This is a genomic window from Nocardia sp. NPDC003345 (genome assembly GCF_053589395.1).
The window spans coordinates 1-21,307 of record NZ_JBSFRU010000046.1; the positions used below are offsets into that span (position 1 = coordinate 1).

Genomic DNA, 21,307 nt, shown 5'->3' on the forward strand with positions numbered 1-21,307 from the left:
GGGCCGAACCCCGCGCGGCGAAGCCGCGCCAATAAACACAGAACCTTGGCGAGCAAGGTCACCTCCTCACCTCCGCGGGCGGGGTCACCTCCTCACCTCCGCGGGCGGGGTCACCTCCCCACCTCCACGAGCAAGGTCACTTCTCCACCTTGGGCGAGCAGGGCCACCTGTCCGTGCCCGCATGGGGCCCACCTTCCCACCTCGACGGGCGACGTCACCTCCCCACCTCCGCGAGCAAGTTCACCTCCTCACCTCCACGAGCCTCCCCAACCTCGCGCGCGGCCACCCGCCCCCGGCGCCCCAGCCCACCCGCCCCCTGAGCACCCCGCCACCGTCCTGGTGCTCACCCACCGCAACCATGAACAGCGCACGCCCACCACTACAGTGGGCGCATGGTCGTATCGCGGGGTTCGCTGATAGTTCTGGCCGTATGCGCCGTCGTCGCGCTCACCTCCTGCGGTGGCGATCAGGGCCCGGCCGCGGAACCGGCAGGTGCTTCCGCTTCATCGGCGACCGGTGTGGAACCGCCCGCGGCTCCGACCGAGGTCCCCGGGGCCGATCCCGGGCGGATGTTCACCGCCGACCCCGATCTGGTCGGCGCTCATCCCATTCCGTTCACGTCGTGGACGCGGGTGGGTGCGGACCGTATCGCCGTGCATTTCGAATCGGGTGTTCCGGAGTGTTATGGCGTGAACGCGGCGGTGACCGAGGATCCGGAGACGATCACCGTGGCCCTTCAGGAGGGCACCCGCGCGGACGCCACCGGCAAGATGTGCGTGATGATGGCCGTTTTCGGCACCCTGGAGATCCAGCTCGACGCCCCGGTCGGCAGTCGCCGCGTCCAAAGCGCTGTGTGAGAGTCCGGCGGCCCTGCTCACGGTTCGAACATATTCCGTGCCACCAGTTTTCGGGGCAGGGTAAGTTCTGGCTGCCTGGTGGCCGCAATCCTCAATAGCGTGTTTCTCGTATCGACCGATGGTCGCGCGGCGACCGCAGAAGGGAACACGGATATGCAGAAGACTCTTGCCCGCGGCATCGTCGCACTGGCGATCGCCGCCGGCTCGGTGGCAGGCACCGCTACCGCCACCGCGGGGCCCGGCCTTCCCCTCGAGCCGGCCGCCCCTACTGCTCGGCCGCAATCGGTCGCCGGCCCTTCCACCGGTTCCGCGCTGGGTGACGAGGGCAGCGGCTCGGCACTCACCGGGCCGGTGTCCTCGGGTTCCGCCGAGGCAGCGGGTAGTTTATTCATGCTGTTGGGCGCGCTGTTCGGCGTCCCCTCTCAGTGCCCCCCGATCTGTCACTGACGACGTGGACCCGACCTGTTCGGGGCGAATCCGGGACACCCGCCTGCGGCATATCGCCGCCGGGGGTCACGGACGCGGAAACAACGGGGCGCCGGAGTGATCCGGCGCCCCGCGTCGTCAGTGGGCGAAGTGGCGGGCGCCCGTGAAGTACATGGTGACCCCGGCCTCGCGGGCCGCGTCGATGGTCTCCTGATCCCGCACCGACCCACCCGGCTGCACGATGGCGCGGACACCGGCCTGCAGCAGCAACTGCGGGCCGTCGGGGAAGGGGAAGTACGCATCGGAGGCCGCCACCGAGCCTTTGGCCCGGTCACCGGCCCGCTGGACAGCCAGCCGCACCGAATCGACCCGGTTGACCTGCCCCATCCCGACACCCACCGAAGCGCCCTCATGGGCCAGCAGGATGGCATTGGATTTCACCGCCCGGCAGGCGCGCCAGGCGAATTCGAGGTCTGCCAGCGTCGCGGCGTCGGCGGGTTCGCCGACGGCCAGGGTCCAGTTGGCGGGATCGTCACCGGCGGCATCGACCGCGTCGCGGTCCTGCACCAGCAGGCCCCCGCTCACCGGCCGCAGTTCCATACCCTGCGGCGCGGGCGGTTCGGCGATCAGGATCCGTACGTTCTTCTTGCGCTGCAGCACCTCGACCGCACCGTCGGCGTATGAGGGGGCCACGATCACCTCGGTGAAGATCTCCGCGACCTGTTGCGCCATCGCCACCGATACCTCCCGGTTGGTCGCGATGACACCGCCGAACGCGCTCACCGGGTCGCAGGCGTGCGCCTTGCGATGCGCCTCCGCTATATCCGCGCCGGTCGCGATCCCGCACGGATTCGCGTGCTTGATGATCGCCACCGTGGGACCGGCGTGATCGAAGGCGGCGCGCCAGGCCGCGTCGGCGTCGGTGTAGTTGTTGTACGACATCTCCTTGCCGTGCAGCTGCTCCGCCTGCGCGAGGCCGCGGCTACCGGCGCCGTCGGTGTACAGCGCGGCCCGCTGATGCGGGTTCTCGCCGTAGCGCAGGACCGCGCCGCGCTCCCAGCTCGCGCCCAGCCAGGCCGGGAATTCCTCGTCCGCGCCGTCCCGGTCCACCAAGGTTTCCGACATCCAGGTCGCCACGGCCACGTCGTAGCTCGCCGTGTGCTGAAAAGCCTTGGCGGCCAGCGCGCTACGTTCGGCCAGGGTGAAACCGCCGTCGGCCACCGCCTTCCGGACGCTCTCGTAGTCACCGGTGTTCACCACCACGGCCACCGACGGATGGTTCTTCGCCGCGGCGCGCACCATCGACGGGCCGCCGATATCGATCTGCTCCACGCATTCGTCGGGGGTGGCACCGCTGGCCACCGTCTCGCTGAACGGGTAGAGGTTCACCACCACCAGCTGGAACATATCGACACCGAGTTCGGTGAGCTGGGCGAGGTGTTCGGGTTTGCGAGTATCGGCGAGGATGCCCGCGTGCACCCTCGGGTGCAGGGTTTTGACCCGGCCGTCCAGGGTTTCCGGGAACCCGGTCAACTCCTCGACCTTGGTCACCGGGACCCCGGCGTCGGCGATACGGGCCGCCGTCGACCCGGTCGACACCAGCTCGACCCCGGCCGCGTGCAGTGCGGTCGCCAGCTCCACGAGCCCGGTCTTGTCGTAGACGCTCACCAGCGCCCGGCGGATCGGTGTGCGCTCACTCACCGGAGAACTCGCTCATCAGGGATATATGCCTTTCTTCCATCGGAGACAATTCCACGCGTGGCGGCGGCGGCGACGATTTCCACCAGCAGACGCCGTTCCACGACCTTGATACGTTCGTGCAGCCCGGCCTCGTCGTCGCCGGGGTGCACCGGGACCGCCTCCTGGGCCAGGATCGGCCCGGTATCGACTCCGGAATCCACCAGATGGACCGTCGAACCGGTGACCCGCACGCCGTAGGCGAGCGCGTCGCGCACCCCGTGCGCGCCCGGGAAGGCGGGCAGCAGCGCCGGATGGGTGTTGATGATCCGGCCGCCGAAGCGGTCCAGGAATTCGGGCCCGAGCAGTTTCATGAACCCCGCGGAGACCACCAGATCCGGTGCGTATCCGGAGACGGCGGCGGTGAAGGCGGTATCCCAGGCGGCCCGGTCGGGGTGGTCGCCGACCTCGATCCGGAAGGTGGGGATCCCGGCGGACGCGGCATGCTCGGCAGCGGCGCATTCGCGGTCCACGCCCACGGCCCGGATCACCGCGGGGTAGGCGGGATCGGCGGCCGCTTCGATCAGCGCGCGCAGCAGCGTCCCGGTCCCGGAGGCGAGTACCACCAGGCCGGCCGGGCTGGAATCGGTGCGTTCCGGGGCGGTCAGGGTTCTACTCCTGGAGTTCGAAGGGATGACGGCGGCGCCACCGCAGCCGGACCACCGGCCGCGGGATGGGACCCTCGGCACGGATAGAGCCTAGTAGACGCGCTCGGCGGCGCGTCCGGCGGCTGCCCGGCCGGCCGCGCTACCTGGAGTCGCGAGAGTCGTCGTCGAGCAGATCCGGGTCGACCACTTCGGCATCGAGGATCTCGTGCCCGGCGCCCTCGGAATCCGACAGCGATCCGGACCGGCCCGGACGGGGCTCGTCGTCGACGATCTCCACCTCCAGCGGCGGCTCCGGTCCGACCTTCTCGGCGGGGGGCCCGTCGAGCAGATCCGCGTAACGATCCGACCCGCCGCCCGCGTCCGCGGGAAGTTCGGGCAGCCGCCCGGAAGGCAGGGCCCGGGTGTCGTGCGCGCGATCCGGGTACTGCGGCCGGTCGTCGCCGTAATCGACGTCGTCCGGATCGAACAGGGCGTCGGGATGACGCAGCAGCGGGGTCGGGAACGACACCAGGAAGGTCCGGGCGTAGAACAGGCCCGCGTAACCGGGAATCGCCAGCCAGGCGAACACCGCCAGCGCGAAAACCGGCAGCTCCACGCCCAGCCGGCCGAAATTCCCGAGATCGCCGCCGGCCAGCGCCGCGGCCACGGTGAGCACGAAACTTCCCAGGCCGGCGGAGGCCAGCAGCGCCCACGGCGCACCGGGGCGGTCATAGCTCACCCGGGCCGATTCGACGCCGCCGTACACTCCGATCGCGGCGGGCACGATGAGCAGCACCGCCCACCACAGGGCCGCGGGACCGGTCGGCACCGCGGCGAGCACCGGCACCGCCGGGACCGGACCGCCCACCACCGTGAAAACGCCCACCGAGGCGTCACCGAACTGGACTCCCGGGCCCACCAGCACACCCACTCCGGCGATCACCGCGTTCGGCAGATACAGCAGCGAGAGCAGGGTGAGGCCGAGGACGTCCACGAAACCCTCGGCGTTGCCGTAGGTCCGGCCCACCTGTGACCAGTGCACGAGCAGGCCCAGCACGATCAGCACGGCCGCGCCGGCGAGCAGTCGCAGCGCCGAGCGTCCCGCGACATAGGCGGCGGCGATCACATCGTAGGGAAGAGCGTCGAAAATCCGTGCCCGGCATCGGAAGGCGACACCACCGAGGGTGGCGATCAGATGCAGGACCAGCACCCATACGAAGGCAGCCAGCGGGTTGGGGCGTTGCAGGGCAATGGAACCCGACGCGTCCTCCGTGACGGCCAGACAGACCGCCGTGATGAGCAGCGGGCCACCTACGGCCGCCCCGCACAACCAGCCGAGATCGGCGCCGGTGGGTTCGGTGTCGACGGCGCCGGCGGCCTCCCGGGCGGTGGCCCACAGCAGCAGGGCGGTGGGCAGAACCGGCAGCAGGCTCACGGCGGTGGTGCCGATGAGCAGCGGCACCTGATGTACCGCCAGCCAGCCGGCGGCGACCGAACCACTGAGCCCGGTGAGATCGCTACCGGCGCTGAGCAGAGTCGCCAGCATGGTGACCACGATGGCGGCCAAGGCGAATGCCGCGGGCCGGAAGGCGACATAGAGGAGTACCCGGGCGCGATCGGGTGAGAGCGGACCCGGTTCCCCGGCCGGCCGCTCCGGATTGCGGCGTGCGCCCCGGAGCGGGTGGGACGACGAGCTACGCGGGGCACTCATGGATTTCAGAGTGGCAGTTGCCCCGGCACGCGCGCTTCAGGCGCGCCGCGCCGGGGACCGCCGGGGATCACTTCTGGTCGTCGGACTGCCGGAACGCCCGGGTGGCGTCGGCGGCCGGATCGGCGGGCTGTTCGCCGCCGAAGGGCTGGGCCTGCTGGCCGGGCTGCTGCGGCTGCTGACCGTAGGCCTGCTGCGGCTGCTGCTGGCCGTACGGCGAGGGCTGCTGCTGGCCACCGGCATACGGCGACTGCTGCGGCTGCTGGCCGTAACCCTGCTGCTGACCGTAACCCTGCTGCTGACCGTAGGGCTGCTGGCTGTAACCCTGCTGCTGCTGGGCCTGCTGACCGTAGGACGCTTGCTGCTGCTGACCGCTGCTGTACTGCTGCGGCTGCTGGCCGTAGCCCTGCTGCTGGTACTGCTGCTGGCCGTAACCCTGCTGGCCGCCGGGGAATCCGCCCGGCGTGGACGGGCGCGGCGCCGGCGGCTTGAGGATGCCGATGTCGAACAGCACCACGGCGACCGCGAGACCGGTCTGCACCAGCGCGAGAACCAGGATCAGGTACAGCCCGATCTCGGCCTTCGCACCTTCGGGCAGCGTGAACATCTGGAACAGGATGGTGAAGAACGTGCCACCCGCCACGGCCGCGGCGGCACCGACCCAATTCTGCTTCGGCAGCAGCGACAGACCCGCCAGCAGGCCCGCGATCAGCAGCAGCCCGCCGATGGGAGCTTCCTGATACTCGAACAGATTCAGGCTGGTATCGGCCGACGAGGGCAGGTCCAGGTCCGAATCGGCGCCCACGTAGGACAGGAAGCCGAGCAGGAAGGCGAGGACGCCCACCGCCGCGGCACCGATGGTGAGGAAGAACGGCAGTCCTTTCCCGTCGGCCCCGGCGGCGCTCGCGCCACCGGCCGCCTGCTGGCCGGGATTGGGCGGAACGGAGGGCGGAACGGGTGCGTTGTACCCGGAGCCCCCGGTCGGGTATGACATGTCGTCATCTCCTAGGTCGAGTCATACGTACTTGACGGCTGAATTCCCTTTGACGCTACTGCACGCACACGAGTGCACGCACCCTCCATCGGGTGCTGCCCTCGACCACCACATGAACGCGGAACTCATGCAGGTGTTCCGGGTCGCGTGAGACGAATGACATCCCGTCTCCCCGAATGGTCGCATCCAATGGGTGGGGCCCGCCCGGTTCTGGAGCGACCAGAGGGAGCGCAGCGACCGGCGGGAGTGAAGAACCGGGTTAACAGGGCCCCCCCCTCGAGGCGCGGAGCGCCTCCAAAATTACCGCCCCACCCTCGAGGCGCGGAGCGCATCCAAAATTACCGCCCCACCCTCGAGGCGCGGAGCGCATCCAAATTACAGAGGCCGCCCGGCCTTGCGGCGGGCGGCCTCTGCGTTTCGTGCGGCGGCCGGATCAGGCGGAGACGGCGGCCTTCTCCAGGATCTCGCGCGCCAGGGCGGCGGTCTCGGACGGCGTCTTGCCGACCTTGACGCCCGCGGCCTCCAGCGCGTCCTTCTTGGCCTGGGCGGTGCCCGAGGAACCGGAGACGATGGCGCCGGCGTGGCCCATGGTCTTGCCCTCGGGGGCGGTGAAGCCGGCGACGTAGCCGACGACCGGCTTGGTGACGTTGGCCTGGATGTAGGCCGCGGCCCGCTCCTCGGCGTCGCCGCCGATCTCACCGATCATGACGATCAGCTTGGTCTCGGGATCCTTCTCGAACGCCTCGATGGCGTCGATATGGGTGGTGCCGATGACCGGGTCGCCACCGATACCGATGGAGGTCGAGAAGCCGAAATCGCGCAGCTCGTACATCATCTGGTAGGTCAGGGTGCCGGACTTGGAGACCAGTCCGATCGGACCCTTGCCGGTGATGTTGGCCGGGGTGATGCCGACCAGCGCCTCGCCGGGGGTGATGATGCCGGGGCAGTTCGGGCCGATGATCCGGGTCTTGGCGCCCTTCTCCACGTTGTAGGCCCACGCGTAGGCGGTGTCCTGCACCGGGATGCCCTCGGTGATGACCACGAGCAGCGGGATCTCCGCGTCGATGGCCTCGATGATGGCGTCCTTGGAGAACTTCGGCGGCACGAACGCGATGGAGACGTCGGCACCGGTCTTCTCCATGGCCTCGGCCACGGTGGCGAATACGGGCAGTTCGACCGCGTTGCCGTCGGAGTCGGTGTGCGCGACGGTGGTGCCCGCCTTACGCGCGTTCACACCGCCGACGACCTGCGTGCCCGCCTTCAGCATCAGGGCGGTGTGCTTGGTGCCCTCGCCACCGGTGATGCCCTGGACGATGACCTTCGAGTCCTTGTTGAGGAAGATAGACATAGTTCTGTTTGTCCTTTACTGGGCGTGCCCTGGTAGGTCGACTCAGCGGGCCGCGAGTTCGGCGGCCTTGTCGGCGCCTTCGTCCATGGTCTGCGCCAGCGTCACCAGCGGGTGCGCGGCCTCGGCGAGGATCTTGCGACCCTCTTCCACCCGGTTTCCGTCCAGGCGGACCACCAGCGGCTTGTTGGCTTCGTCGCCCAGGATCTCGAGGGCCTTGACGATGCCGTTGGCCACCGCGTCGCACGCGGTGATTCCGCCGAAGACGTTCACGAAGACGCTCTTGACCTGAGCGTCGTTGAGGATCACGTCGAGCCCGTTGGCCATGACCTCGGCGGAGGCGCCGCCGCCGATATCGAGGAAGTTGGCCGGCTTGACACCCTTGTGGTTCTCGCCCGCGTAGGCGACGACGTCCAGGGTGGACATGACCAGACCGGCGCCGTTGCCGATGATGCCGACCTCGCCGTCGAGCTTGACGTAGTTGAGGTCGTTCTCCTTGGCCTTGAGCTCCAGCGGATCGGTCGCGTCCCGGTCGGCGAACTCGGCGTGGTCGGGGTGGCGGAACTCGGCGTTCTCGTCCAGGGTGACCTTGCCGTCGAGCGCGAGGATCTCGTTGTCCGGGGTACGGACCAGCGGGTTGACCTCGACCAGGGTGGCGTCCTCGTTGACGAAGACCTCCCACAGCTTCTGGATGGTCACGGCCGCGGCGTCGAGCACATCGGCGGGCAGGTGGCCCTGCTCGGCGATGGAGCGCGCGAACGCGAGATCGACACCCTTGACCGCGTCGACGGGCACCTTGGCCAGCCGGTCGGGCTTGGTGGCGGCGACCTCTTCGATCTCCATACCGCCCTCGACCGAGCACATGGCCAGGTAGGTGCGGTTGGTGCGGTCGAGCAGGAAGGAGATGTAGTACTCCTCGGCGATATCCTTCGCCTCGGCGACCAGGATCTTCTTGGTGATGTGGCCCTTGATGTCCAGGCCGAGGATGTTGTTGGCGTGGGTCAGCGCGTCGTCCGGGGTGGCGGCGTACTTCACGCCACCCGCCTTGCCACGGCCGCCGACCTTGACCTGGGACTTGATCATCACCGGTTTGCCGATTTCGACGGCGATCGCCTGCGCGTCATCGGCTGTGTCGGTTACGCGGCCTTCCGACGAGGGCACTCCGTGCTTTACGAAGAGCTCCTTCGCCTGATATTCGAAGAGATCCATGTACTCACCGTCTCGTCTGCGTTGCTATGACAACGTCTTTGTTGGCGGCCCGACGTCGGTAGCGGGTCGCTCGGACTCTAACCACTCATAGGGACGGCCGATCGGGCACGTTCATCCTAAGTGGCGCAGGTCACGGGCCTCGCCGCGGGGACCTGAAACCCGCAGGCCAAGGCTACCGGCGAGTAGCTTCCGGCGCTTCCGCAGGCGATCCGGCAGATGCGGTCCGGCAGCCGTGAAACCGGTCGCGTGAAATCACCATCCAGAGTTTCCGCCGGTGAGCATTTGAACCACCGAAAGGTGATCAATGTCACAGTAACGTTTGAGTACGGCCTACCGCTTGCCGCGCCGCAATCGTTTCGTTACCGTCGAAGCGGTTGATGTCACAGCTCGATCACGAGCGTTGCTCAGGCGTGGACGCTTGCGCACCCGGTTATCGCGCGAGTAGAGATCTCCAGGATTATGCTCCCGTGAGCAGGTTGAGAGAGGACGGCAGCTTGACGCAGCACCCCGCTCCGCAGTCGCAGGGCCGTTCGGCGGTCGCCACCCCGGGGCCGCATCGCACCCTCTTCGGGGGATCCACCGGTGCCGCCGTCCGCAATCGGATCGGCCGATGAACCACCGCGGGACCCTGAACCCTCAGTACGACAACCGAACAGGCCGCCGCCATCGCGATCCCGTCGATCAGGGGCCGCAGCCGTTCAACGCTTTCGGCGCCCCGGGAGACAGCCGCTCGCGCCGCCGCCCGCTGAATACCGCCGCCGCGTCCGCCGCCGCCGATTCGCATCGCGCCGCGGCAGACGATTTCTGGGCCACCAATCAGAGCTGGGCCGACTCGCAGCCCGCCGCGCAGCAGTGGGACGCGCCCGCCGGTCAACCGGCGTGGCCGCCGGCCGAGCAGCAGCAGTCCTGGGACGCCCCGCAGGGCGGCGATTGGACCGGCGCCGACTGGCAGGACAACCCCGGCTGGCAGGACAACGGCGACTGGCAGCAGCACGAAAAGCCCGCCTGGCACAGCGATCCCAACTGGAACACCCACCAGAGCTGGACCGATCCCCAGCCCTGGGCCGAGGAGCCCGCACCCCGGGAGTCCGCGGATCACCCGCGGCCCACCGAGCGGGTCCGTCCGGCCACCATCGCCGAGGCGCTCGAGAGCGTGCCCGAGGACGCGGAGCCCGCCGAGGAGACCAAGCAGTCCCGCTCCCGCGGCGCGCACCGCGTGGCCGCGCCGCCGTCGGCCCTCAAGGGCCGGGCCGCGGTCGTCGCAGTCGCCGCCGGCGCGGTCGTCGCGGCCGGGCAATGCGCCACCGCCGCCCCCGGCGAACAGAAGCAGCAGCAGGCCACCGATTACGAGGCCGCCGGTTCGGTACACGAGATCGCGGCCCAGTCGATGGCCACCGAGGATCCCGCCGTCGTGGGCGACACCAAATCGCCGCAGATGCTCGGCGCCGGTGCGCCGGTCGACGCGGGCCGGTTCGGGGAGATGCTCGCCAACGGCGCCGAATTCGCACACAACCTGGCCCAGGCGGAAGAAGCCAAGTTCCGTCCGCTGTTCGCCCGCTTCGCCAGCGGTTCCTACACCTCCGGATTCGGCGCCCGCTGGGGCGTCCAGCATCTGGGTATCGATGTGGCCGGTCCGATCGGCACCCCGATCTACGCGGTGGCCGACGGCGAGGTCATCGATGCCGGGCCCGCGTCCGGCTTCGGCATGTGGGTGCGGCTGCTGCACGCCGACGGCACCGTCACGGTGTACGGGCATGTCGACACCACCACGGTATCGATCGGTGAATACGTGTTCGCCGGCGATCAGATCGCCACGATGGGCAACCGGGGTTTCTCCACCGGCCCGCACTGCCATTTCGAGGTCTGGCTGAACGGCAGCGACAAGGTCGATCCGGTGCCCTGGCTGGCGACTCGCGGAATCGGCCTCAACGGCAGCGGCGACTGACCCGGTACCTCCGGCCCGGTCCGCGCTCCGATGGGCCCGGGGCTCACGGCGCCGCGGTGATCGCCAGCCCTATCAGCGCGATCACCTTGGCGACCTCCAGCGCGATGTACCAGTAGTGCGCGGTCGAACGGGGTAGTTCCTCGCCCGCGAGCACCCGGTCCGACCGGCGCGACAGCGGCGGCCGCACCACGGCCAGCTGCACAATGAGGACCCCCACCGCGATCGCCGTCCAGGTCCAGACCCCGGCACCGGGGCCGAGGACGACCACGGACACCACCAGTAGCGCGGCCAGCACCGATTCGGCGAGGTTCAGCGCCCGGAACACGATGCGGCCGATTCCCAGTCCGAGTTCGGTGCTCACACCGGGTGCCCGGAACTTCAGCGGCGCCTCCAGGAACGAGATCGCCAGCACCATACCGAGCCAGAGCATCGGCAGGAACCACAACAGATGCTGAGCGAGGGACTTCATGGTCGAAATCTAACCCGCCGCACGCGGCCGTGGGCCGCCTACAGCTTGGTCAGGGTCTGGCTGAACTTCGGGATCAGCCGGATGGTGCCGCCGGTACCGAAGTCGATGGTCACACTCGCCATATCGCCGACCCCGTCGGCCGCGACCACCCGGCCGAGCCCGTACTTGTCATCGCTGACCCGGTCGCCGACGGCCAGCGCCAGGCCCACGTTGTTGCGGGCGATACCGGGACGGCCGGACCGGCCTTCCCGGATTCCGGGCCGCGGCTCTCGCGATTGCGGCCAGCCGCCCGTCCAGTCGGTATCACCGGACTCCGCGCCACGCCGACGACCGAAACGTTCCGGCGCCGACGGGCGCTTCGGCTCCAGCCGCTGCCAGTCGATCAGATGATCCGGGACCTCCTGCAGGAACCGGGACTCCGGGTTGAAAACCGGCTGCCCCCACCCCGATCGCACCACCGCGCGGGTGAGGTACAGCCGCCGCCGGGCACGGGTGATTCCCACGTACGCCAACCGCCGTTCCTCCGCCAGCTCCGCCGGATCGCCGAGGGCGCGCAGATGCGGGAACTGCCCGTCCTCCCAGCCCGTCACGAATACCACCGGGAATTCCAGGCCCTTGGCTGTGTGCAGGGTCATCATGGTGACCATCCCGGCCCCCTCGTCGGGGATCTGATCGGTATCGGCCACCAGCGAAACCCGCTCCAGGAACGCGGCCAGCGAGCCCGGTTCCGGTTCTCCCTCGCCGGTCTCCGGCAGGATGCCCTCGGCCCGCGCCGCCTCCAGCGCGTTACGCGCCTCCGAACTGAATTCGCGGGCCACGCTGACCAGTTCGTTGAGGTTGTCCAGCCGCGCACCGTCCTGCGGATCGTCGGATGCCTCCAGCTCGGCGCGATATCCGGTGCGATCCAGCACCGCCTCCACCACGGCGCCCACATCGGGAAAATCCAGTTCGTCCATCTCACCGGCGGCCCGGATCTGTTCCAGCAGCGCGACGAACCCCGCGATAGCGTTGCGGGCCCGGGTGTTCAGCAGCGCGACCTCACCGGCGGCGGCGGCGCGCAGCGCCTCGGCGAAACCGATACCCCGCTGCTCGGCGTGCACGGCCACACAGGCCTCGGCGCGATCCCCGATCCCGCGGCGCGGGGTGTTGAGGATGCGGCGCAGGCTCACCGCATCGTCCGGATTCTCCAGGACACGCAGGTAGGCGACGATATCGCGCACTTCCTTGCGCTCGTAGAACCGCACCCCGCCGACCACCTTGTACGGCAGCCCCATCCGGATGAAGATCTCCTCCAGTGCCCGGGAGTTGTTGTTGGTGCGGTAGAACACCGCGATATCGGAGTAGGCGACCTCACCCGCGTCGACCAGCCGGTCGATCTCGCGGGCCACGAAGGCCGCTTCGTCGTGCTCGTTGTCGGCGACATAACCGGTGATGAGTTCGCCCTCACCGGCTTCGGTCCACAACCGCTTGTCGCGGCGGTTGGTATTGCGGGCGATCACCGCGTTCGCCGCGGACAGGATGTTCTGGGTGGAGCGGTAGTTCTGCTCGAGCAGGATCGTCTCGGCGTCGGGGAAGTCGCGTTCGAATTCCTCGATATTGCGGATGGTCGCGCCACGGAACGCGTAGATCGACTGATCGGCGTCACCGACCACGCACAGTTCACTGGGCGGTACGGCCCGCGGGTTCTCCTCCCGGTCCGCGGCATCGGCGTCGGCCGCGGGATCGGCCGCGGCGGCGCCGGCATCGGTATCGGCGGCCTCGGTAGCGGTTTCGGCGCCCGGGCCGTGATGCCCCACCAGTTCCCGCACCAGCACGTACTGGGCGTGGTTGGTGTCCTGGTACTCGTCGACCAGCACATGCCGGAAGCGGCGACGGTAGTACTCGGCGACCTCCGGATGCTTCTGCAGCAGCACCACCGTCTCACCGATGAGATCGTCGAAATCCAGCGCATTGGCCGCGCGCAGCCGCCGCTGGTATTCGGCGTAGACCCGGGCCACGACGCGAGGCAGGTCCACGTCCTCGAATTCGGCGTCGCTACCCGCCTGCTCCGGGCCGATCAGCTCGTTCTTCAGATTCGAGATGGCGGTGGCCAGCAGGCGCGCCGAATACTTCTTGGGATCGAGTTCCAGATCCCGGCCGATCATGGTGAGCAGGCGGCGGGAATCGTCGGCGTCGTAGATGGAGAAGTTCGAGTTCATCCCCGGGAGCAGCGCCGCCTGGGTACGCAGGATGCGCACACAGCTGGAGTGGAAGGTCGACACCCACATACTCGCGGCGCGCGGACCCACCAGCTCGATAACCCGCTCGCGCATTTCGGCGGCGGCCTTGTTGGTGAAGGTGATGGCCAGCACCTGCCCCGGCGTGACGCCGCGGGCGGCGAGCAGATAGGCGATCCGGCGGGTCAGCACCGCTGTCTTACCCGAACCGGCGCCCGCCACGATCAGCAACGGTGGCCCGGTGTGCAGGACCGCCGCGCGCTGCTGCGGGTTCAGCCCCTCCAGCAGCGCGTCGGCCTCCTCGGCGCGCCGCTGGGCGGCATCCGTGCGGCGCTGGGTCTGTTCGGCCTGGACCCGCCGCTGCAGCGCGGCCAGCCCGCCCGGTGCCGCGCCCTCGGATGCGGGCTCGGACGGATATTCGAGGCCGGGTAGCTGCGGCGCACCCGGCCCGCGCTCGGACGCGCCGGCCGCCGGCGAGCCGGCACCGGAGTGCTGTGCGCGGGGAGTGGCCGAATCCGAACGAGGTGCTGCCGCTGTGATGTCCATCGTCTGTTCACGCTACCGCCGCGACCCGACACGATCGAACACTCGGCCGAATTCGGTGGTATGGCCGGCTACTGTGCCGCAACTGCGCTCCTCGCTCGCGGTATACCCAACCGTGACCGTTTTGCATACCTCGCGGACCGTGGCAAACTGGAAATATGGTTTGCCCTGTAGCGCAACGACCGCTCCGGCTGTACGGGCCGCGGCACCGCAGACGGGGATCCTGAATCCCATTCGGGCAGGTAGGGGGACTATTCAGCACGACCGGACCCGCCGGGTCTTTTTCACGGTGAAGGAGCTCTGGACCGGTAACACGAAGCGCCTCGGCGCCGATCCAGGTTCTGACACGAGGAGATGAATGATGAGCACACCCGCTACTGCGACCGGGTCGGATTCGACAACCGACTCGGAATCGGAGCTCCCTCGGACCGAAGCCGAGATCGACAAACTCCGCAGGGAGATCGATCAGCTGGACGCGGAGATCCTGGCGGCGATCAAGCGCCGGACCGAGATCTCGCGGGTCATCGGACGAACCCGGATGGCCTCCGGCGGTACCCGGCTGGTACACAGCCGGGAGATGAAGGTGCTGGAACGGTTCAGTGAGCTGGGCCAAGAGGGTCATACGCTGGCGATGCTGCTCCTGCGCCTCGGTCGCGGCCGCCTCGGTCGCTAGACCGCTCGAACCACTGCGGCGGCCCGCAGACCGCCGCACTCCCACGAACCGCCCCGGGTGAGCGTGCCCCGGGGCGGTTCGTATGCTCCCGCCGCTACTGCATGGCGATGTACTTGGTCGACAGATACTCCTCGATCCCCTCGGTACCGCCCTCCCGGCCGAAACCGGAGGCCTTCACACCGCCGAACGGCGCGGCCGGATCGGAGATCACCCCCCGATTGACGCCGACCATGCCGGTCTCCAGCCCCTCGGCCACCCGCAGCGCCCGGTCCAGATCTCGGGTATAGACATAGCTGACCAGGCCGTACTCCGTATCGTTGGCGGCGGCCAGCCCCTCCTCCTCGGTATCGAAGGCGACAATGGGCGCCACCGGCCCGAAAACCTCTTCCCGCAGGATCCGGGCGTTCGCGGGGATATCGGTCAGCACGGTCGCCGGATAGAACCAGCCCGGCCCGCCGGGCGCCTTACCGCCCACCCGCGCTGTGGCGCCACCGGATACGGCGTCGTCCACCAGTTCGGAGACGGTGGTCAGCTGTTCCTCGTTGATCAACGGCCCCAGCGTGGTCTCCGGATCGGTACCCGGACCGAGCCGGACCCTGTCGTTCACCGCCGCCACGAACTTGTCGGTGAACTCCGCGAGCACCCCGCGCTGCACATGGAACCGGTTCGCCGCCGTGCACGCCTCGCCCCCGTTGCGGAGTTTGGCCAGCATGGCGCCCTCCACGGCCGCATCGATATCGGCATCGTCGAACACCACGAACGGCGCGTTGCCGCCGAGCTCCATCGAGGTCCGCAACAGCCCGCCCGCGGACTTCTCCACCAGCGTGCGACCGACCTCCGTGGAGCCGGTGAAGGTGAGCTTGCGCAACCGGGAATCGTCGATCAGGGCCTGGGTCACCGCCCCCGACCGGCGCGAGGTGAGCACCGACAACACACCGTCGGGCAGCCCGGCCTCGGCACACAGCTTCGCCAGCAGCAACATGGTGAGCGGGGTCGCCGACGCCGGTTTGACGATCATGGTGCAGCCCGCCGCCAGAGCCGGGCCGATCTTGCGGGTCCCCATCGCCAACGGGAAATTCCACGGCGTGATCGCCAAGCACGGCCCCACCGGCTGCTTGTGCACCATGATCCGCCCGGTACCGGACGGAGCGTGCAGATAACGCCCGCTGATCCGCACCGCCTCCTCGCTGAACCAGCGGAAGAACTCCGCGCCGTAACGCACTTCGTTGCGGCTCTCCGGCAATGCCTTCCCCATTTCCAGGGTCATCAGCAGAGCGAACTCCTCGGCCCGCGCGGTGACCTGCTCGAACACCGTCCGCAAGATCTCCCCGCGCTCCCGAGCGGGAGTCGCCGCCCACTCCCCCTGCACCGCAGCCGCCGCATCCAGCGCCCGAATGGCGTCTTCGGGGGTCCCGTCCGCGACCTCAGCGATGACATCGCCGTTCGCCGGATTGTGCACAGCGAATGTCGCGCCGCCGGCAGCATCGACCGGCCCCCCGATCCACAACTTCTTCGGTACGGATTCGAGTACTTCTGTTACTGAGGCCATACTCCCGAGCCTATGCCGCAGGGAGCCGGAAATCGTCGGCTCGGGAGAACAGTGTTCGGAGCGGGCCACACCCTCCCCAGCACGGCCACCACCCCCACCTCCGAAACCAACCCACGCCCCCGCCCCGGCCACCACGCCCGACCCGTTGGACACCTGTACGCTCAACGAGTGTGAGCGTCGACATAACCGCATCGGCGGCATGGCGGAAATTGCACGATCATCATGGTGCGACGGCCGCCCAGGGGCTACGGGAACTGTTCGCCGCGGATCCGGGGCGCGGCCGGGATCTGACCTTGACCGCGGGTGAGCTGCGGATCGACTACAGCAAGCACCTGGTGACCCGGGAAACATTGCAGTTGCTGGTCGAGCTGGCCCGGGAGGCCGGTGTGGAGGTCCAGCGTGACCGCATGCTGCGGGGCGAGCACATCAACACCTCCGAGGATCGCGCTGTCGGGCATACCGCGCTGCGGCTGCCTGCGGGTTCATCGCTGACCATCGACGGTGAGGACGCCGTGGCGGCCGTGCACGGGGTGCTCGACCGGATGAGCGCGTTCGCCGAGTCGGTGCGGTCGGGGCGGTGGCGCGGCGCGACCGGCGAGCGGATCCGCACCGTGGTGAACATCGGTATCGGCGGTTCGGATCTGGGTCCGGTGATGGTGCATCGGGCGTTGCGCCATTACAACGATGCCGGGATCGACGCCCGGTTCGTCTCCAATGTCGATCCGGCCGATCTGGTGGGTACCCTGGCCGATCTGGACCCGGCGACCACGCTGTTCATCGTCGCGTCCAAGACCTTCTCCACGCTGGAAACCTTGACCAACGCGACCGCGGCCCGGCGCTGGCTGGTCGGTGCGCTGGGTGAGGGGGCCGTGGCGAAGCATTTCGTGGCGGTGTCCACGCATGCCGGCCGGGTGGCCGAGTTCGGTATCGACACCGCGAACATGTTCGGTTTCTGGGATTGGGTCGGCGGCCGGTACTCGGTCGACTCGGCCATCGGGCTTTCGGTGATGGTGACGTCGGGCCCCGAGCGGTTCGCCGAGTTCCTGGCCGGGATGCACGCCATGGACCTGCATTTCGCAACCGCGCCGCTGGAGGCCAACGCGCCCGCGCTGCTGGCCCTGCTCGGCGTCTGGTATTCGAATTTCTTCGGTGCCCAATCGCGGGCGGTGCTGCCGTATTCCGATGACCTGGCCCGCTTCCCGGCCTACCTGCAGCAGCTCACCATGGAGTCGAACGGCAAATCGGTGCGCGCCGACGGCACCCCGGTGACCACCTCCACCGGTGAGATCTTCTGGGGCGAGCCCGGGACCAACGGGCAACACGCCTTCTACCAGCTGCTCCATCAGGGCACCCGGCTGATTCCGGCCGATTTCATCGGATTCGCCCGGCCCACCGACGATCTGCCCACCCGCGACGGCACCGGCAGTATGCACGACATCCTGATGAGCAATTTGTTCGCGCAGACCAAGGTGCTGGCTTTCGGCAAGACCGCCGAGGAGATCGCCGCCGAGGGCACACCGCCGGAGCTGGCACCGCACAAGGTCATGCCCGGGAACCGGCCCAGCACCACCATTCTCGCGCCACGGCTCACACCGTCGGTACTGGGTCAGCTGATCGCGCTCTACGAGCACCAGGTGTTCGTGGCCGGAGTGATCTGGGGTATCGACAGCTTCGACCAGTGGGGTGTGGAGCTCGGTAAGCAGCAGGCGCTCGAGCTGGCACCGCTGCTCACGGCGGCCGAGGATCCCGAACCGCAGGACGATTCGTCCACCGACGCGCTGATCCGCTGGTACCGGTCCAACCGCTGACCGGCTACCAGGGCGCCAGCGCAAGCTCGGCACGCGCCGCGACCGCTGTCACCAGCCGGTGCAGCGCACCGGAATCGGCCACCCGTTCGGGGTAGAGCCCGGCGAGGGTGAGGATGTAGTCGTCGCGGTAGCGGCACAGGTATCCCGATAACCGGGTGCGGGGCCGGCCTGCCCAGGTGAGGTCCGGGTGGATGGCACGGGTGGCGACGCCGACGCACTCGTGCGCACCGAACCTGTGCAGTGCCGGTGGGATGACGCCGATATTCGAGCAGAGGATGTCGCGTTCGCCCGCGCCCCGGGACAGCCGGTACGCCACCCGGTCCGGTACGAGGTGCAGGAATTCCTCCGGTAATCCCGCCGGGCTCGATATCCGGTGCTCGTAGGCGGCCCGGCTCCGTTCCCGGATCTCGGCCGGGCCGTCGGCGGGACGCACCACGATCGTGGTCACCGCGAGGTCGTTGTCGACACGCGGTTCGTCGCGGGTGTCGACGGGCAGGCTCGCCGCGATCCGGTCTCGCGGGAAGCCCGCCGCCCACAGGGTCTGTGCCACCAGCCAGATGAACAGGCTGTTGGCGCTCCCGCCGGAACCGGTCGCGATCCGATCCCACTCCGCGGCCGAACAGCGCAGGATCAGTCCGGTGACCGGTAGCAGGTCCGTATCCCGGTGCCGGGCGGGCGATTCCGATCGGCTCACGGGCCCCGGATTGCCGGCCGGGCTGTCGGCCGCGCCGGAATCCGCGGTGTCCGGCACCGCGCTGTCCGGGTTGCGGTCGGGCGGTTCGGGTGCGGCGCCTCCCAACCCGCGAATCCCGTGCATCGCGGCCCGCGCGGTACCGCGCAGCACTGTGCTCCAGACCCGGGCCGCGTCGGCCCAGTCCGACCCCGGACGATCCTCGTCCCGCACCCCGTTCTCCCGGGACCGCGCGGCCACGGCACCTGCGGCCGTCCTATCTGCAGTAGGCGGACCGCCCGTGCGCACTCCCGGCGCACCGGCCCGGCCGACCGCCGATACGGGATCCGGTCCATCGGCGCCACCCGGCTCCGCCGGAACCCCGGCGAGTTCGGCCAATGCCTGTTCGGCCGCGATGATCAGGCCGCGCGCGTCGGCGAGAACATGGGAGCAGGTGAGGGCCACGACGGTACCGCCGTCGGCGAGTGGCGCGGCGGCGACCCGCCACCCCGGTTCGCGCTCCGGATCGAGATCGGCGCCGAGTGTCTCGGCCCAGCGCACGACCTCGGCGGCGGTCAGCGGAGTGGGCGCGTGGTCGACCGGGTGAGCGCGCTCGTTGCGATGCCAGCGTGCCCGCGCGCCCGGAACCCGGGGCCGCACCACCCGCCGGCCGAGCGGCCCCGTGCGCAGCGCCTCGGACAACCGGCGCAGTTCCGCCGGGTCCACGGCGTCGGGGGTGCGCCACAGTCCCTGGAGGGCTATGGGCGTGCCCATGGCTCGATGGGTCCGCAAGAATATCTCGTCGACGACGCTCAGCCGGCGCATCCGCCCAGGCTATCGGGTAGCGGCGCGGAACCGCTCCGGCCGGCCGACGCCGGCCTGCCGATACCGACCGGTCCCGATCCCCCGGACGGCACCCTGTGACGGCCGTCGCATAATCGATGGATGCCCACGCACGAAGTCCGCAATCAGGTCCCCCCGATCACCCCGTTCGACTTCTCCCGGGACCCGGCGTTGCTCACCGGGTTGCACCGTGAAGGGGCGGGGTGGGCCGAGGAGGAGGTCCGTGCGCTCGGCGTGCTGTCCGGTAGTGACGAGGTCCAGGAATGGGGGCGGCTCGCCAACGAGTATCCGCCGGTCCTGCGTACCCACGACCAGTACGGTCACCGGATCGACGAGGTCGAGTTCCATCCGCACTGGCACGATCTGATGACGGTGGCGGTGGAGCACGGCCTGCACGGCGCGCCGTGGACCGACGATCGCGCCGGCGCCCATGTGGCGCGGGCGGCGAAATTCTATGTCTGGGGCGCCGCCGACGCCGGGCATATGTGTCCCATCTCGATGACCTACGCGGTGATCCCGGCGCTGCGGCACAACCCCGAGCTGGCCGCGAAGTACGAACCGCTACTGGCGGCGCGCAGCTACGATTTCGGCCTGCGCGAACCGTCGTCCAAGGCCGGGCTGATCGCCGGGATGTCGATGACCGAGAAACAGGGCGGTTCCGACGTACGCGCCAACTCCACCACCGCCACGCCCCGGCCGGACGGCTCCTACCGCATCGTGGGCCACAAGTGGTTCACCTCCGCCCCGATGTCGGATATGTTCCTCACTCTCGCCCAGGCGCCGGGCGGGCTGTCCTGCTTCCTGCTGCCGCGGGTGCTGCCGGACGATTCCCGCAACCCGATCCGCCTGCAACGGCTCAAGGACAAGCTCGGCAACCACTCGAACGCCTCCGCCGAAATCGAATACGACGACGCCACCGGCTGGCTGGTGGGCCCCGAGGGCGCGGGTGTGAAAACCATCATCGAGATGGTCAATATGACCCGGCTGGACTGTGTGATCGGCTCATCGGTCGGGATGCGCCTGGCGGCCGTCCGCGCGGTGCATCATGCCCGGTATCGGCAGGCGTTCGGCGCCGCGCTGGTCGACCAGCCCGCCATGCGCAACGTCCTCGCCGATCTGGTGATCGAATCCGAGGCCGCGACCACGGTCATGCTGCGGCTGGCCGGCGCCACCGATCGCGCTCCCGCAGACCCGGCCGAGGCCGCGCTGCGCCGGATCGCGCTGGCCATCACGAAGTACTGGGTGTGCAAACGGGCCTCGGCGCATGCCGCCGAGGCGCTGGAATGCCTCGGCGGCAACGGCTACGTCGAGGAATCGGGTATGCCGCAGCTGTACCGGGAGGCGCCGCTCATGTCGATCTGGGAGGGGTCCGGCAATGTGGCGGCGCTCGACGCGCTGCGCGCGATGGGCACCCAGCCGCAGACGGTGGAGGCCTACTTCGACGAGGTGTCCAAGGCACGTGGGGACAATCCGCACCTGGATCACGCCATCGACCGGGTCGGCAAGGAACTCGCCGACCGCACCGATATCGAGTACCGGGCCCGGCGCGTAGTCGAACTGATGGCGCTGGTCCTGCAGGGCGCGCAACTGGTGCGGCACGGTCACCGGGCGGTGGCGGACGCGTTCTGCGCCTCCCGGCTCGGCGACGACTGGGGTGCCGCCTTCGGCACGCTGCCCGTGGGCGTGGACACCGCGGCGATCATCGAACGCGCCTACGTCCGCTGACCG

The 21,307-nt window shown here is 69.2% G+C and carries 16 protein-coding genes; 6 read left to right on the plus strand and 10 right to left on the minus strand.

Annotated features, from left to right (window positions below; all coding sequences use genetic code 11):
• Window positions 1-392: 392 nt before the first annotated feature.
• Together ACWDU1_RS08345 and ACWDU1_RS08350 are read left to right on the plus strand one after the other, a co-directional pair.
• Window positions 393-857 (plus strand): hypothetical protein, encoded by a 465-nt coding sequence (locus ACWDU1_RS08345; protein WP_449996738.1) that lies wholly within the window; start codon window positions 393-395, stop codon window positions 855-857.
• A gap of 153 nt (window positions 858-1,010) precedes the next feature.
• On the plus strand, window positions 1,011-1,304 hold the full coding sequence (locus ACWDU1_RS08350) for a hypothetical protein (RefSeq protein ID WP_449996740.1): 294 nt from the start codon (window positions 1,011-1,013) through the stop codon (window positions 1,302-1,304).
• Window positions 1,305-1,421: 117 nt separating this feature from the next.
• Here the strand turns inward: ACWDU1_RS08350 and purH are convergent, their stop codons facing one another.
• From purH to sucC, 6 genes are all read right to left on the minus strand, one after another.
• Window positions 1,422-2,984: a bifunctional phosphoribosylaminoimidazolecarboxamide formyltransferase/IMP cyclohydrolase gene (gene purH, locus ACWDU1_RS08355; protein WP_449996742.1), complete on the minus strand. Its 1,563-nt coding sequence runs from the start codon at window positions 2,982-2,984 to the stop codon at window positions 1,422-1,424.
• On the minus strand, window positions 2,981-3,655 hold the full coding sequence (purN, locus tag ACWDU1_RS08360; RefSeq protein ID WP_449996771.1) for a phosphoribosylglycinamide formyltransferase: 675 nt from the start codon (window positions 3,653-3,655) through the stop codon (window positions 2,981-2,983). The genes purH and purN overlap by 4 nt, the downstream gene beginning before the upstream one ends.
• Before the next feature lie 112 nt (window positions 3,656-3,767).
• Window positions 3,768-5,318 carry a cell division protein PerM gene (locus tag ACWDU1_RS08365; protein WP_449996743.1) on the minus strand — a complete coding sequence of 517 codons (1,551 nt, stop codon included), beginning with the start codon at window positions 5,316-5,318 and terminating at the stop codon, window positions 3,768-3,770.
• Window positions 5,319-5,385: 67 nt separating this feature from the next.
• The gene (locus tag ACWDU1_RS08370; protein WP_449996745.1) at window positions 5,386-6,309 is read right to left on the minus strand and encodes a DUF5336 domain-containing protein; all 924 of its coding nucleotides are present in this window, start codon (window positions 6,307-6,309) and stop codon (window positions 5,386-5,388) included.
• 433 nt (window positions 6,310-6,742) lie between these two features.
• The gene (gene sucD / locus ACWDU1_RS08375; RefSeq protein WP_449996746.1) at window positions 6,743-7,657 is read right to left on the minus strand and encodes a succinate--CoA ligase subunit alpha; all 915 of its coding nucleotides are present in this window, start codon (window positions 7,655-7,657) and stop codon (window positions 6,743-6,745) included.
• 42 nt (window positions 7,658-7,699) lie between these two features.
• On the minus strand, window positions 7,700-8,863 hold the full coding sequence (gene sucC / locus ACWDU1_RS08380; protein WP_449996748.1) for an ADP-forming succinate--CoA ligase subunit beta: 1,164 nt from the start codon (window positions 8,861-8,863) through the stop codon (window positions 7,700-7,702).
• Between the two features lie 610 nt (window positions 8,864-9,473).
• On the opposite strand from sucC, the gene ACWDU1_RS08385 reads away from it, so the two are divergent.
• Complete coding sequence (locus ACWDU1_RS08385; RefSeq protein WP_449996749.1) at window positions 9,474-10,808, plus strand: peptidoglycan DD-metalloendopeptidase family protein; 1,335 nt, start codon at window positions 9,474-9,476, stop codon at window positions 10,806-10,808.
• A gap of 43 nt (window positions 10,809-10,851) precedes the next feature.
• Here the strand turns inward: ACWDU1_RS08385 and ACWDU1_RS08390 are convergent, their stop codons facing one another.
• Complete coding sequence (locus tag ACWDU1_RS08390; RefSeq protein ID WP_449996750.1) at window positions 10,852-11,277, minus strand: hypothetical protein; 426 nt, start codon at window positions 11,275-11,277, stop codon at window positions 10,852-10,854.
• Between the two features lie 38 nt (window positions 11,278-11,315).
• Window positions 11,316-14,039, minus strand: coding sequence for a DNA helicase PcrA (pcrA, locus tag ACWDU1_RS08395; protein ID WP_449996752.1), 2,724 nt, complete (start codon window positions 14,037-14,039; stop codon window positions 11,316-11,318).
• A gap of 358 nt (window positions 14,040-14,397) precedes the next feature.
• Between pcrA and ACWDU1_RS08400 the strand changes: the two genes are divergently transcribed.
• Complete coding sequence (locus ACWDU1_RS08400; protein ID WP_449996753.1) at window positions 14,398-14,709, plus strand: chorismate mutase; 312 nt, start codon at window positions 14,398-14,400, stop codon at window positions 14,707-14,709.
• Between the two features lie 94 nt (window positions 14,710-14,803).
• Here ACWDU1_RS08400 and ACWDU1_RS08405 read toward each other — a convergent pair whose 3' ends face one another.
• Complete coding sequence (locus ACWDU1_RS08405) at window positions 14,804-16,258, minus strand: NAD-dependent succinate-semialdehyde dehydrogenase (RefSeq protein ID WP_449996754.1); 1,455 nt, start codon at window positions 16,256-16,258, stop codon at window positions 14,804-14,806.
• Window positions 16,259-16,428: 170 nt separating this feature from the next.
• Here ACWDU1_RS08405 and pgi point away from each other — a divergent pair, with 170 nt between their 5' ends.
• A complete protein-coding gene (gene pgi, locus ACWDU1_RS08410; protein ID WP_449996756.1) occupies window positions 16,429-18,066 on the plus strand; it encodes a glucose-6-phosphate isomerase in 1,638 nt (545 codons plus the stop codon).
• A 4-nt stretch (window positions 18,067-18,070) separates the two neighbouring features.
• Here pgi and ACWDU1_RS08415 read toward each other — a convergent pair whose 3' ends face one another.
• Window positions 18,071-19,561: a hypothetical protein gene (locus ACWDU1_RS08415; protein ID WP_449996758.1), complete on the minus strand. Its 1,491-nt coding sequence runs from the start codon at window positions 19,559-19,561 to the stop codon at window positions 18,071-18,073.
• A 120-nt stretch (window positions 19,562-19,681) separates the two neighbouring features.
• Here ACWDU1_RS08415 and ACWDU1_RS08420 point away from each other — a divergent pair, with 120 nt between their 5' ends.
• Window positions 19,682-21,304: an acyl-CoA dehydrogenase family protein gene (locus ACWDU1_RS08420; RefSeq protein ID WP_449996760.1), complete on the plus strand. Its 1,623-nt coding sequence runs from the start codon at window positions 19,682-19,684 to the stop codon at window positions 21,302-21,304.
• Window positions 21,305-21,307 lie beyond the last annotated feature (3 nt).